General features: G+C 64.4%; 10 protein-coding genes. 6 read left to right on the top strand and 4 right to left on the bottom strand.

Annotated features, from left to right (window positions below):
• Positions 1-8 precede the first annotated feature (8 nt).
• Complete coding sequence (locus JF515_RS10660) at positions 9-1,319, bottom strand: GntP family permease (RefSeq protein ID WP_203103996.1); 1,311 nt, start codon at positions 1,317-1,319, stop codon at positions 9-11.
• A gap of 161 nt (positions 1,320-1,480) precedes the next feature.
• On the opposite strand from JF515_RS10660, the gene JF515_RS10655 reads away from it, so the two are divergent.
• The 5 genes from JF515_RS10655 (at position 1,481) to JF515_RS10635 (ending at position 9,424) form a co-directional block, all read left to right on the top strand.
• Entirely contained in the window at positions 1,481-2,371 is an 891-nt protein-coding gene (locus JF515_RS10655) for an AraC family transcriptional regulator (RefSeq protein ID WP_338015200.1), read from the top strand.
• A gap of 72 nt (positions 2,372-2,443) precedes the next feature.
• Complete coding sequence (locus JF515_RS10650) at positions 2,444-5,608, top strand: hypothetical protein (protein WP_203103992.1); 3,165 nt, start codon at positions 2,444-2,446, stop codon at positions 5,606-5,608.
• A 2-nt stretch (positions 5,609-5,610) separates the two neighbouring features.
• Positions 5,611-8,085 carry a TonB-dependent receptor plug domain-containing protein gene (locus JF515_RS10645; RefSeq protein ID WP_203103990.1) on the top strand — a complete coding sequence of 825 codons (2,475 nt, stop codon included), beginning with the start codon at positions 5,611-5,613 and terminating at the stop codon, positions 8,083-8,085.
• Positions 8,082-9,215, top strand: coding sequence for a cytochrome c peroxidase (locus tag JF515_RS10640; RefSeq protein ID WP_203103988.1), 1,134 nt, complete (start codon positions 8,082-8,084; stop codon positions 9,213-9,215). The genes JF515_RS10645 and JF515_RS10640 overlap by 4 nt, the downstream gene beginning before the upstream one ends.
• Before the next feature lie 20 nt (positions 9,216-9,235).
• The gene (locus JF515_RS10635; protein WP_203103986.1) at positions 9,236-9,424 is read left to right on the top strand and encodes a hypothetical protein; all 189 of its coding nucleotides are present in this window, start codon (positions 9,236-9,238) and stop codon (positions 9,422-9,424) included.
• On the opposite strand, the gene JF515_RS10630 is transcribed toward JF515_RS10635, so the two are convergent.
• From JF515_RS10630 to JF515_RS10620, 3 genes are read right to left on the bottom strand one after another with little or no spacing between them, the layout of a single operon-like run.
• Positions 9,421-10,848 carry a GTPase/DUF3482 domain-containing protein gene (locus JF515_RS10630; RefSeq protein ID WP_203103984.1) on the bottom strand — a complete coding sequence of 476 codons (1,428 nt, stop codon included), beginning with the start codon at positions 10,846-10,848 and terminating at the stop codon, positions 9,421-9,423. The two genes, JF515_RS10635 and JF515_RS10630, sit on opposite strands and share 4 nt — an antisense overlap.
• The gene (locus JF515_RS10625) at positions 10,845-12,170 is read right to left on the bottom strand and encodes a DUF2868 domain-containing protein (protein ID WP_203103982.1); all 1,326 of its coding nucleotides are present in this window, start codon (positions 12,168-12,170) and stop codon (positions 10,845-10,847) included. The genes JF515_RS10630 and JF515_RS10625 overlap by 4 nt, the downstream gene beginning before the upstream one ends.
• Positions 12,171-12,422 carry a hypothetical protein gene (locus tag JF515_RS10620; protein ID WP_203103980.1) on the bottom strand — a complete coding sequence of 84 codons (252 nt, stop codon included), beginning with the start codon at positions 12,420-12,422 and terminating at the stop codon, positions 12,171-12,173.
• A gap of 161 nt (positions 12,423-12,583) precedes the next feature.
• Between JF515_RS10620 and JF515_RS10615 the strand changes: the two genes are divergently transcribed.
• The gene (locus JF515_RS10615; RefSeq protein ID WP_203103978.1) at positions 12,584-13,348 is read left to right on the top strand and encodes an ATP-binding protein; all 765 of its coding nucleotides are present in this window, start codon (positions 12,584-12,586) and stop codon (positions 13,346-13,348) included.
• Positions 13,349-13,540: the final 192 nt, after the last annotated feature.

Raw genomic sequence — 13,540 nt, 5'->3', positions numbered from 1 at the left:
CGGTGTCTCTACACCAGCGTATATAGAACCACCGCCATTACCAGTACCACCGAGGGCACCAGCACACTGGCGATGAACACCGTCGGGTAGGCCCGCTGGTGGGTTTCCTTGCAGATCGCGCGAATGGTGGTCACCACGTAGCCGTTGTGCGGCAGGGAATCCAGCCCGCCGGAGGCCAGCGCTGAAATACGGTGCATGGCACCGTTGTCCAGCCCCATGCCCTGGTAGATCGGTGCCAGGATCGGTAGCGCGATACCCAGGCCGCCGGAAGCGGACCCGGTAATGCCGGCGATTACCGTTACCGCCATGGCCAGGCCGGCGTACTCCAGGCCGGGCAGGTGGGTGAGCACCGCCACGATTTCCTTGAACGCCGGCGTCAGCGCCGCCACCGCGCCAAACCCGACCACCGCGCAGGTATTGGCGGTGGCCACCAGCGCGTTGTCGGCGCCGGTGCCCAGGGTGCGGGCACGCTCATGCAAATGGCGATGAAACAGCCCGAAGCCGAGCAGCAGGCTGGCGCCCATGGCCACCAGCAACGCTTCCACCGGGCGCATGCCCAGCGCCAGCGACAGCAGATTAAAGCCGCCCACCAGCACCAGCAGCGGCAATAACGCCGCCCAGGTGGGCACCGGCGCGCCGTCGCTCTGCTCGTGCAACTGGCGCGCCGCCGCCGGCGGATCGAAGGTCTCTCCAGCGTGCACAGCCCGCCGCACGCAGCGACGGATCGCCCAGGCGCCCAGCACCAGAATGGTGAGCGCGCAGATCACCCCGATCACGCCGCCGGCCACCGCGGTGGTGCCGAAATGCTCGGTGGGGATCAGATTCTGCACCTCCGGCGATCCGGGCGAGGTCATGGTGAACGAGATCGACCCGAACACCATGGCGCCGGGAATAAAGCGGTGCGGCAGGTTGGCGTTCTTGAACAGTTCGAAGGCGATCGGGTAGACGCTGAAACCGACCACGAACACGCTCACCCCACCGTAGGTGAGGATCGCCGAGGCGCCCACCACCGCCATGATGGCCCTTTTCTCGCCGAACCAGTGGCTGGACTGGCGGGCGATGGCCTTGGCGGCGCCACTGTCATCCATCAACTGACCGAAGATGGCGCCCAGCAGAATCGCCGGGAACCAGGTGGTGAAGAAGCCGGTGAAGCCGGCCATGTAACTGTCCAGCATGGCGTCGTTGAGGGGCAGGCCGCTGCACACCGCCACCAGCATGGCGCACAGTACCGCGGAGATGATGATGTTGACGCCGCGCATGGTCAGCACCACCAGTAAGGCCAGGCCGGCGAACAGCCCGAGGAAGCTGGCTACAAGCATGAGCTCTCCCTGCTATCGTGTTGTTGTTCTGGCGGCATGCCGGAGCCGGCGATGCCTCGTTTTTCAATTATTGCCATGGTGTACCACAGCGTAATGCGGGATAAGATGGCTTTAATTGATAGATAATGGACAAAATTGCGATGCGCGGAACCAGTCCACAGGTGGAAACGTCCCGTTGGCCATTACCGGAAAGCGGCCGGCGCGTGGTGATCCCGCAGAATCTGGTGGCGGAGCTGGCGGAGCACCCCTTGTGCCGTGATTGCCTGCCCCACGGCGCCGGGTTTTATCCCAGTGCCGCCGGTCATCACATGGACCGTGACGCGCCCCGGGACCACTTGCTGATCTATTGCCTGGCGGGCTCCGGCGAAGCGGAGCTGGAAGGCCGCCGTCAACCGGTGGAGGCCGGTGACGTGCTGCTGTTCCGGGAAGGCCGGGCACACCGCTACCGGGCCAACCCGGACGATCCCTGGACCATCTACTGGGCGCACCTGGGCGGCGACCGGGTGGATGATTACTTCGACGCGGTGCTGGAGGGCCCGGATGCCTTCGTCGCCCCGGTGGGCCTGCACCCTCGCCTCACCGAGGACCTGGACGCCCTGCTCGCCACGGTGACCCGCTTTCGCGGCCATCACCTGATCTTCGCCGCCAACCTGCTGAAAAGCCTGCTCAGCTACATGGCGCTGATGCGCCGCCAGCGCGAGGATCGCAATGACGCCCTGGACGTATCCCGGGTGCAGGCGTGGCTGCGTGCCCGTCTGCACCGGCGCGTGGACCTTGATACCCTGGTGGCGGCCACCAGCGAGCTGTCCCGTTACCACTTCATTCGCGCCTACAAACGCCAGACCGGCCAGACGCCCATGCAGGCGTTCCAACACCTGAAGGTCAGCCGTGCCTGCTATCTGCTCGACATCACCGATCTGAGCGTGGCCGACATCGCTCAGCAACTGGGTTTCGACGATCCGTACTATTTTTCAAGGATGTTCAAGAAAGTGATGGGCATGGCGCCCCGGGACTACCGGCGCGAGCATTTGGCCGTTAAACATCCCAATTAACATTGCGAATCATTATCATTTAGATTATCTTCCCCCGGTCCTTACACCGAATCGAACCTGGGGGAACCCGTCATGTATCAGCGATGCACGCGCTGGGCACGGCCTGTGGCCGTGGCTTTTGTTCTGGGCCTGCTGGCCGCCTGCGGCGGCGGTGGGGGTGGCGGCGGTGGGGGTGACGGGGGCGATAGCGGCGGAAGCAGTGTGTCCGGTCGCGTTACCGATCCGGGCATCGCCGGCGCGCTGGTCAAGCTGCAAAACGCCAACGGTAACGCCCTGGCGGTGCCGGTGCGCAGCGACGCCGATGGCGGCTTTCGTTTCACGGTGTCGTCCGGGGCCGATCTGTCCGGCGCCAGGGTGGTGGCCCAGGGCGGGGTGGATTCGCAAACCGGGCAGGATTTCGCCGGGCTGACTCTGGTCGGGCCGGTATCCGGTGGCAGCGGGCTGGCCACCCCGGTAAGCACCCTGGTAATGGCCCTGGTGGATGACGGCTCTGAGCTGGAAGACGCCCGGCAAACCGTGGCTGGCTGGCTCGGCCTGGACGCCGCTCGGGTGCTGGATGATCCGGCCACGGACGGTGATCTGCAGCGGCAGTCCCTGCGCCTCACTTTGCTGGGCGTGGCGCTGAATCGGGAAAGCGTGCCGATGACCTTGCTGGTCAACGCGCTGCGCGACACCGGTGACCTGGACGCTGCTCGTGAATGGCTGGCCACCGACCCGGCTCTCACCGACGCCAGCCGCCGGCGCGTCAACGAGCTGGCACAGGAACTCCAGGCGGTGGCCGAGGCCGCCCCCGGGCAGGATGCCGACGCGGTGGTGGCCGCCGCCAAACGCTTCGCCGTGCGCCAGGGCATCGCGCTCTACCTGAGTGAGGTGTTCGCCCAGAACAGCGACGATGACATCAGTCAGGCCAACATCGCCACCCTGGCCGATGCGCTGATCAGCGCCAACGGCGATGCCGGCGTTCCCGCCGGCAGCCCGCAGATTCGCAACCTGATGCGCTACGTACTGCAAAGCTACGATCTCGATCCGGCCGCCCTGGCGCAAAGTGGTTTCACCGTGCCCGCCGGCCTCGCCGCCGATAGCGACATCGTCCGCATCACCGGCCTGCGCGCGCTGGACCACCGCATTCCGCTCACCGACGCGGAAAAACTCGGCATGGACAACGACGCCCGCCGTGAATACTTCTACGCCTCCGACCTGTCGCCGTTCTACCGCGCCGAACGGCTGTTCGACGATGTGCTCGACGATCTGATTCTGGATCCGGTTTATCAGGAAGTTGCCAGAGGATTGGCTTTCGCCGGTCTTGTGGATGAATCGCAGCTGATTCTGCGTACAAGGATTTTCCAACCCTTCGAGCGTGCGAAAGCCGCGCATGTAATCGCGGAAGAACTGCTCGACCAGAGCATCATTAGTGATGCAAAAAAGCTGGTTGATCAGGCATTGCAGTTGCTGGATGAGTCCGTTGATGCGAAAGGCATTGAGAATCTCTCGGCTTCCGATGCTGAGTTGTATAACAAGTTTGTTATGGATTATGAGGAGATTGGCGACCAGCAAGGAGTGCAAGACGCCCAACAAAGGGTGATTGCTTACGTCGAACTGTATGAAGGCCAGCCTTACAGTACGGTGTATGGCCGTGTAATGACCACATTACGAAACGGCGCAGAGGCTGCGGTGGATGAGGCGGAACAAGCCGGGCTTGCCGAACAGGAATTGGAAAGTGCCCTTGCCAGCGCGGATCTCTTCACGCGCTTCAATGACGGGCTCGGTTACCAGACCTCTAGCGGCTGTCAACATTATCGGTTGCGCGCGCTCTATTACTCCTATTCGGCTGACTTCTATTATCGGCTTGGTCAGACAAGCCGGGTCGAGGACATGATCGATGCCTTTGAAGCTACGCGCTCGCTGAGCCCCTGTAACATGGAGCGCACGGATGCTTATCTGCGCTACATGGCGCCTTATTACATTACCACCGGCCGTACTGATGACTATATGATTCAGGCCGAAGCGATCGTCAAAGCCGACATCAAAGCCAAAGCAATGGACTACATCGCCGTCGGGATCGCCTACCAGAAAGTGCTGGATGGCGATCTGCAAGGCGCGCTGGATGACCTTCGTGCTGAATACGACGAGCCCCAAGAGTACCTTGCCAATCTGCTCAGCCGGGCCGGGGCGTCCGGCCGGCTCGCGGAGGCGCTATACGACAATGGCTATGCGCAGTATGGCGATCAGGTTCGTGATGCCGCATGGAACTATTATCTCTCCGACGAGTATCAGCAATTTCATGAGGGTGAAAGCGGTGCCTTGCTTGCCGATGGTTGCTTGCTTTTGGTGGACTTCACCGGTGCAAGAGGTGCACGGGATAGGGCAACGGACTGGATGTCGACCTGCGCACAAATCGCCGACAGGCTGGTGCAAAGCGAAACTGATCCCAGTGATCGTTTCGATATCCTTCAGGAAATTGCAAGCTATCAGAATGCACTGGACCTGAAGAACGCCGCCGCCAACACCATCGCCCGGGCCGAAAGCGAAGCCGCCGGCATGCTGGATGAGCAGTACGATGGCGCGCTTATCGATCTGATCACGCTCGCCCTCGGCAACGATAACCTGAGCCTGGCACTGGACTACGGTCGTGAGGCGCGAACCCGCTATTTCCAGGAAGCGGCGGGCGCATCCAGCGACAGCGCACGCAGCTCGGCCATGGCGGGGGGGCTCTCGTTGGCCTCGCGCCTGGTCGATATGGCCGGGCAAGCGGGCGACATTGCTTTGCGAACCGGCGCATTGAACGTTACCGACCAGCAAAACGTAGCGGAGGCCCGCGCCTTGGCGAGGGATCTGATCCTCGGTAACGGTAACCAGCTGGGCGTGGCCAACCTGGCCGACGCGCAACTGTCCGATAGCTCGCGTCTGACTTATTTGAATCAGGCCGTGGCGGTGCTGGCGGAGGCTCGCTATTACGATGAGGCGGTGGCACTCAGCGAGAAGGACGGGCTTTCCAACAACGATCACAATCTGATGCTGCAGAGCATCGCCACGGTAATGACCGGCGAAAACGATTTCGCCAAGGGCGCCATCGCGGTGCGCGATACGGACGGCGATGGCCGCCCGGACTTCTTCAATCTCGGGGTCGGCGCGGAGGAGATCGCGGCCAGCGTGCTGGTGCTGGATGACGATCTGGACGGTGACGGCATCACGGACGATGAGGATTCCACGCCCTTCTGCGCGTCCTGTGATGGCTGATCATGACTGACTACCTGTTCAGGCTGGCGACCGTGGTCGCCGGCCTCTTTTTTATCGTTCTGTCCGCGCGCGCCGACGATGAGCCGGAAACCCTCAAGCCGGTTTATGTACATGGCGATGGCGCCGCCCAGCCGGTGACCACCGAGCCGGAGGGCAGCTATCGTCTCGACCGGCACATGCTGGACGACTACGGCAGCGCCAATGGCAGCGTCACCGAAGCTCTGGAGGTGCTGCCCAACATCCAGTTCAGCGAGGACCGCTATGAACCGGAAAGCCTCCATGATCTGAAACCGGCGTCTATTTCCATATCCGGTGGACGCGCTTACGAAAACAACTTCCAGCTTGACGGTGTGGACATCAACAGCCGCCTTGATCCGCTGGCGGACAAACCGAATTCGATCACCGATGTCCCCGGGCATGAACAGTCGCTGTTCATCGATGAGGACATGATCGAATCGGTGACGGTGTACGACAGCAATGTGCCGGCCCGCTTCGGCAACTTCACCGGTGGCGTGGTGGACATGAAAACCCGCCGTGCCGGTCAGGGACCGCGCCGGATCAATCTGTCCTATAGCACCACGCGGTCCGACTGGGTGCACTACCGGGTTTTCCACCATGTGCCGGACGACGCCGAAAACCCGTCGGAGCCCCCGGAGCCGGACTCGTTCAAGCGTGAGCGGATGGGTATCAGCGTGGACCAGCCGCTGGCCGGCGGCCGGGGCGTTTATCTGGGCGCCACCCGTTCCTACTCGCGCAACCCGGATGTGTCACTGGGCGAGATCAAGAACCAGGAGCAGGAGAATCTGGGTCTCAATGGTCGTTTCTATACGCCGGTGTGGGATGAAGGCTGGCTCGACCTGGGGCTGGCGGTGGCGCCCTATGAGGGCGAGTACTTTATCAAGGACGCGAAAGACAGTGACTTCAGTGTTCGTGGCGGTGGCCTGACCGGCAACGGCAAGTTGTCCTGGCTCACCGATCGGCATGATATTACCGCCCGCCTGGCGGTGTCGCTGAGTGAAAACAGCCGCCGCTCCCCGCAGCATTTTTTCAACTGGCAGAACAGCCCGAGCCGGTCGTGGGGCATCGATAACGACCTGGGTTTCAGCCGCCAGGGCGGTTTTGGCGACCTGGATCGCCAGCAGCGGCGCTATACCTTCGGCCTGGATGCCCAGCGCCAGCCCTTTAAGTGGCTGGGGCGCACCTGGAAGGTGGAGTATGGTCTGGACTTGAGTTACATGCGCGTGCTCGAGGACCGGCCTTCCACTTCCTACATTTATCAGAACGGCATCGTGAACACCGATATCGAATGCCGCGGCATCAGCCTGGACTGCGTGGAAGGCGAGCAGTTCTTTTCCACTCGCAATGTGTATGAAGCCCATGACCTCGATGTGGGACTGGCTCAGGCCGCCGCTTACACGGAAGCATCCACCTATTGGGGGCGTGTCAAGACCGTGCTCGGCGCCCGTTACGATTACGATGACTTCCTGGGCAATCTGAACCTGTCGCCGCGTTTCCGTGGTGCCTTTGATGTGTTCGGTGACGGTCGCACGCACCTTACCTTCGGTGCCAATCGCTATCACAGCGCGCCCTTGCTGTCCTACAAACTGCGCGAGGCGCGCAAGCCGCACTACACCGAGTACCGGGGCTCGGTGGCCAACGTGGTGGGCGACTGGGAGAGCGATTCCGGCGGTGCGAGCACGCGTTACGTGTTCTCGAACCTGAACACGCCCTACAGCGACGAACTCACCCTGGGCGTGAAGCAGGCCTTCCTGGGCGGCATTCTCGATCTCCGCTATGTGCACCGGGAAGGGCACGATGAACTCTCCCAGGAGCGCACCGAGATCCAGCAGGACGGTTTCGAGCTGTACCGGCTGACCAACGACGGCAGCAGCCGTTATCAGGGGCTTTCACTGGCCTGGTATCGCACCTTCGGTCGCTATCACCTGGGCCTGAGCACCACCTGGTCGGAGGCGGAGACATCGAATTCCGATTATGACGTGAGCGCCGATAACCCGCTCGCCGACGAATACATCTATTACCAGGGCAAGCGCATGCGCCAGGGTGACCTGGAACGGATTCGCTATGACTACAACCGGCCCCTGGTGGCGACCATCAGCATGGCGGCGGACCTGCACCGCGACCTGCGCGCCAGCCTGGTGACCACCTGGCGTGACGAGCAACGCTACATCGCGGATTCCGGTCGTGTGGAGGAGGGCGACACCATCACGCTTCCCAGCGGTCAGACCGTTACGGAGTCCCTGGCCGTGTATGAGGATCGGGACCGGCCCGCCACCTGGATCAGTAATCTGAAACTGACCTGGCAGGTGACCCGCAAGCCGGGTCTGGTCTTGGACGCGCAGATCAATAACGTCTTCAACGCTCGCACCTACACCGCCGACGATGGCAACCCCAATACCTATGACTCGGGCATCGAAATCGGCCGCAATTACTGGCTCGGTATGAAGGTGCGTTTGTGAAACACCGGCGCTCAACAAGGCCGGTGCTGCTCCTGCTCGCCCTGGCCCTGAGTGGCACGGTGCTGGCGGAAGGGAGCGCCGAGGCGTGCCCCGGTGCCGAGGCGGACCGCATCGAGCGGTACCGGGCCGGGCCGGACTGCTGGCCGCCGTTGCAGGTGGACGACGGCGTGGACGCGCGCCCGCTGGGGCCGCTGCCGTCCGCGCCGACGGTGGATCGCGCCCTGCGCGATTTGGGTGAAACCCTGTTCTTCGACCCGCGCTTGTCCGGTTCCGGCCAGATTGCCTGCGCTTCGTGCCACGATCCGGAATGGGGCTGGGCCGACGGTCGTGAAGTGCCTTACGGGCACGATCGCCAGCGAGGCCACCGTAACACGCCCAGCGTCGCCAACGCGGCGTTTCAACAGGCCCAGTTCTGGGACGGCCGCGCCGCCACCCTGCGTGATCAGGTGCTGATACCGATCACCAATCCGCAGGAAATGCACGGCACGCTCGACGCGGCGGTGGCATCGATCAATGCGGTGCCGGGCTACGCCGGCCTGATTCACGATGCCTTCGGCGATGCCACTCTTGACCCGCGCCGGCTGGCCGATGCCCTGGGCGCCTATCTGGCCACGATCACCACCGGCTCTACCCGTTTCGATCTGTTTTACGGCGGTGATGCCGACGCCTTGAGCGAGGCGGAGATCCGTGGCCTGGATCTGTTTCGCAGCCGGGCGGGGTGCATGAACTGCCACCACGGCCCGTTGTTCACCGACGGCGGATTCCACAATCTGGGGCTGCATTTCTACGGTAGCAAGAACGAGGACCTGGGCCGTTATGCCGTGACCGGCCGGCCAGAAGACGTGGGTGCCTTCAAAACACCGGGCCTGCGCAATGTGATGGAAACGGGCCCGTGGATGCACAACGGCAAGTTCAGGAAGATGCACGGCATCCTCTCCATTTATAACGCCGGCGGTGCGCATCCACGCCCCAAGGATGATCAGCAAGGCGACCCCTTGTTCCCCGTGACCAGTCCGTTGCTCAAGCCGCTGGACCTTAGTCAGGAGGAGCTGGCCGACCTGGAAGCGTTCCTCCATAGCCTGGACAATAAAAAAACACCGTACTTCAAGATTCCGGATTTACCGCGCTAGAAGCGGCGAGGAAAACAAGGATGACACGGTTTCTGGTGAAGGTGTCTTCCCCCGAGGGACTGAAACGGTTGATTGAATCCGGCCGTTTTACATTGCAGGAGTCGGTGATCGTGGATGTATTGCGGCGCGCTGATGGGCCGGGTTCAGTGAAAAACACCCGGAGCTGTACCGGCTTCTTCGCGACTACCTTTAGAAAACAAGGGCGTTAAGTCGGCGCACCTTCCCGCCATTCCAGAAAGGCGGCGCCGGCGTTCTCCACGGCCTGCTCCAGGGCCTGGCGGCGTTTGCCGTCACCGGCGTGGCGGGGCGGATTTTGCAGCGCTTTTTGCAGGCGCTGGCGGTCGCCGCGGGGCAGTTGTTCGAGCCAGTGGCGGTCGCCGTGGTTCAGGGTGAGAGGGTCGCGGCCGGCGTGATTGCGGTGGCTGACTTGGAACCAGTGCTCCAGGGCGCGGCCCAGCACCACGTAACCGAACTGCGGGTCGCGCACCGGGCCGAATTCGGCGCGGCGACCGCCGCCAGCCAACGGCGCCAGCAGCTTGAGCGCGCCCAATTTGTCGGCGTATTTGCCGCCGTAGTAGAGGCTGCCGGCGGCGCCCAGCACGCCGCCGATCAGAGCGCCGGTGCCCAGGGAGTGGCCGGCGGCCAGGGCGTCGATACCGGCCCCGCCGATCGCCCCGGCGCCGAACCCGGCGGTGGCCAGGTAGGTGCGGCTTACGCCCCAGGCGCGGCGTGTTTGTTCGCTGAACAGGTCGTGGCCGGTTTCCCAGTCGAGGCTTTGTTCCCGCCGGTGCAGGTTCCGGTGGCGGTAGAGCGTTTCCACGTCCCGGCGCAGGGTTTGTTCCCGGTGGCGCTGGCGGTCGCGCCAGCGCCGAGCCAGGTCGTGCTCCAGGGCGTCGCGATTGTCGTGTTCGTTGAAGCGGGCACTTTCCGCGTGGGTCAGCATGTCCGCCAGGGCCTCGCTGATCAGGGCCATGGCCTGGTGTTGGCGGTGAGCGCGCTGGGCGCGCAGGTGGCCCACCGCCTCCTCCAGGGGCGCCTCCCATTCCGGAGCGAGCTGGCCGAAACCACGCAGCAGGCTCAGGTGGGTTTCGAAGGGGGCGTGCACGGCGTCGAAGTCGCGCACGATCTGGAAGTACTGACCGAGAGCGGCGCGCCAGTCGTCCAGGTGGTCGCCTTCGCCGATGCGGTTGATCAGCGCCAGGCTGGGCCGGCCGGTCCAGCGCAGGATCTCCATCTCCGCTTCCTGTTCCGGGCTATAGGGCACGGCGCCGTCCACCACGTAGAGAATGCCGGCGCCTTCCAGAATCGGTGTCAGCAGTTCGCATTCGTCATGGAAACGCGGGTCGTCGCGGTGCTGGGTGATGAAGGCGCGCACCGTGTCCGCCCGGTCCGAGGCGCTGGCGCTGTGGGCCTGCAGCCAGGCCAGCACCCTGCGCGGGCGCTGGAAACCGGGGGTGTCGATCAGCTCGTAGAGCGGGCGATCGTCCACGCTCAGCGGGTAGCGTTGGCTGTTGCGGGTGGTGCCCGGTTCCAGGGCGATGGCGATGCCGTCGTTCTGGGCCAGGGTGGCGACGATGCTCGATTTGCCCTTGTTGGGATGGCCGACCACGGCGAAGCGGGGCAGGGTGGTCATGGGCGCGCCTCCTCGCTGACCGGTGCCGGCGGCGGGCACAGCAGCAGGGCCGCATCGCCCCGGCGGGCGATAAAGCGGCGCCAGGGGGCCAGGGCGGTGTCGTTGTCCGCCAGGGGCAGCACCGCGATGGGGGTGTCCGGCCCCCAGTGGGCGCGGGCGTCATCAAGAAAATCCGCCAGATCGCCGGTGGGCGGTTCCCAGGCGCGCACCAGCAACCACACCGGTCGCGTCGGGTCGGCCTGGTTGAGGGTGTCCCGGTCCTGCTCCAGGCTGGCGCTGCCGCCGGCGTCCAGGACTCGGGGCGGGCGCCCGGGCAGGGGATGGTCGGCGCCGGCCCAGCGGATCAGGGTGCCGGCGTCGTCCGGCGGTGCCGGTGCCGGGTTGTCGCCGAGCCGTGGTGGTGGCGCGCTCGCCGGCCCATCGTCGCCGCTGTCCACCCAGGGAGTGGTGAGTCGCTCGCGCAGGGCGGCATGGCCGGGGTGGTCGCGCAGCAGGCGGCGGGCCCGCCGGTTCAGGTGCCAGCGGCTGAGCACCAGCAGCGCCAGCCGTGGCAGTACCACATAGCACAGCCACAGCATGGTCAGGAACGGCCACCAGCCACCCAGCAGCGCCGGGTCCGTCGTCGCCCCGCCCTCCAGGCGGAAATAGCGGGACTGGGCCACCAGCTCGGGGCCGGGCACGGCGGCGGGCAACCAGGCCCGCCAAGGCCAGGCCAGGGTTTCCATCAATTGCTGGTAGGCCGGTGCCGAGGTTTGCAGGGTGGTGCTCCAGCCGAAGGCCAGGTCGCGTATCAGCACCTGGATCAGCAGGGTGGCCAGGGCGGTGAGCGCGAACGCCAGGCCGCCGGCCTGGGCCGCCCGGGCCGCCAGTTGCGGTTGCAGTTGCCGCAGTACGGGTGCTTCGCCGTCTTCGCCTCGGTCGAACAGGGCGCCCCAGGGGCGCCAGCCAGCCAGGGCCTGGCCGGCGGTGGCCAGGGCCAGCATCAGTTGCAGCAGGGCCAGGGCCACGAACAGGGTCACGTTGATGCGCGCCGGGCCGGTGACATAGAGCAGGCCGAGCATGGTCAGCACGCCGAGCACCGCGCCGGCGGCGGTGAATGCCAGGGTGGCCCGGCGCCAGCGGCGCAGTGGCCGCTGGTCGTGGCGGTCGCCGGCGTCCACCGCATGCAGCCAGTCCGTCACCGACAGTGCCCCGGCGCCGCGTTCCTGCCGGGCCAGGGCCAGGCGCCGGTCACGGCGATGCAGGAACGCCGGCGTCTGGTTCCGGTCTCGTTGGTACTGGGCGTCGAAATCCAGCAGAAGCGACAGGGGCGAGCGGGACAATTAACGTGTCTCCCCGTCCTCGGGCAGGGTGTAGTAGACGCCGTCCTGGCCGCAGGCGTGGCAGGCGTTGCCGAACTTGCCGACCTGCTTGCCGGTTTTGTCGTAGCCGATGGCCGGGCGGTACTCCATGGTACAGGCCTGGGGGCGGGGCTCCGGACAGAGGTTGGCGTCGGCCGGCGGCGCCACGGCTTGTTGGGCGCAGCCGGTGGCGAGGGCGGCCAGGCCGCCGAGCAGGGCAATGGAACGCAGCATCGGAATACTCCCTTGGACAATGAAATCTGGCCGCCATGGTACCGCGTGAACCGGCGTCGTGGCGCGGTCATTGCGGAGAACGGATCAAGATGGGTGCCATGACAAGCCTATTGACCCTATCATTGTCCGTCTGTGTAAACGGTGAAAAGGAAACAGGCATCATGAACGAGGTGGACTGGCGCGACGAGGTGGCGGCGATCTGGCGGCCCCGACAACAACGGCTGCGTCCGGTGCGGCATCTGGACCCGGTATCCCTGGATGACCTGCTTGGCATCGAGACGCAGAAGGCCAAGCTGATCCAGAACACCGAACGTTTCCTGGCCGGCAAGCCCGCCAATCATGCGCTGCTGTGGGGCAGTCGCGGCACCGGCAAGTCTTCGCTGGTGAAAGCCTTGCTCAATGCCTACGCACCCAAGGGGCTGCGCGTCATCGAGGTGGAAAAGCACGACCTGGTGGATCTGCCGGAGATCGTCGACGACATTCGGGAACGCTCCCAGCGTTTCGTGATCTACTGTGATGACATGGCGTTCGAGGACGGCGACAGCCATTACAAGCACCTCAAGAGCGTGCTGGAAGGCTCCCTGGAGCTGCCGCCCTCGAACGTGAAGCTCTACGCCACCAGCAATCGGCGCCATCTGGTCAGTGAGTATCTGAGCGACAATGAGCAGAGCCGGGTGGTGGGTCGTGAAATTCACCACGGCGACGTGGTGGAAGAGAAGATCTCCCTGGCGGACCGTTTCGGCCTGTCGCTGAGCTTCTACCCGATCAACGAGGAGCGTTATTTCGAGATGGTCGACCACCTGTTCGGTCCGGTGGCCGATCCGGAGCAACTGCACATTCGCGCGCGCCGCTTCTCCATGGAGAGAGGGGTGCGTTCCGGGCGCACCGCGCGCCAGTTCTACAATCAGTTCGTCGGCGAGTTCTGACAGACCCCCGGGGCTCGTGGCATACTGTCGATCCACATTCGAAGAGTCCCGTCCATGGCGCGTCATTCGCTGTACAACAGAATGATGATCGCGCCCGCGCATTGTCCTCGCCGCGGGCGTCGCCCCTATTTTCCCGATCCGCCCGTTGTTGCCGAGTCTTGACCTGTTAAGCTCAAAGCGGCTTTGCCGCGA

This window comes from Alloalcanivorax marinus (assembly GCF_016785095.1).
In the GTDB taxonomy this organism is placed as follows: domain Bacteria; phylum Pseudomonadota; class Gammaproteobacteria; order Pseudomonadales; family Alcanivoracaceae; genus Alloalcanivorax; species Alloalcanivorax marinus_A.
The sequence above is the reverse complement of the archived record's forward strand: the minus strand, read 5'-3'. Positions and strand labels throughout refer to the sequence as shown.

Bases quoted from the DNA above. Each gene is read 5' to 3' on its own strand.
- JF515_RS10645 (WP_203103990.1), top strand. From the start codon at position 5,611: ATGACTGACTACCTGTTCAGGCTGGCGACCGTGGTCGCCGGCCTCTTT.
- JF515_RS10635 (WP_203103986.1), top strand. From the start codon at position 9,236: ATGACACGGTTTCTGGTGAAGGTGTCTTCCCCCGAGGGACTGAAACGG.
- JF515_RS10630 (WP_203103984.1), bottom strand. From the start codon at position 10,848: ATGACCACCCTGCCCCGCTTCGCCGTGGTCGGCCATCCCAACAAGGGC.
- JF515_RS10650 (WP_203103992.1), top strand. From the start codon at position 2,444: ATGTATCAGCGATGCACGCGCTGGGCACGGCCTGTGGCCGTGGCTTTT.
- JF515_RS10615 (WP_203103978.1), top strand. From the start codon at position 12,584: ATGAACGAGGTGGACTGGCGCGACGAGGTGGCGGCGATCTGGCGGCCC.
- JF515_RS10660 (WP_203103996.1), bottom strand. From the start codon at position 1,319: ATGCTTGTAGCCAGCTTCCTCGGGCTGTTCGCCGGCCTGGCCTTACTG.
- JF515_RS10620 (WP_203103980.1), bottom strand. From the start codon at position 12,422: ATGCTGCGTTCCATTGCCCTGCTCGGCGGCCTGGCCGCCCTCGCCACC.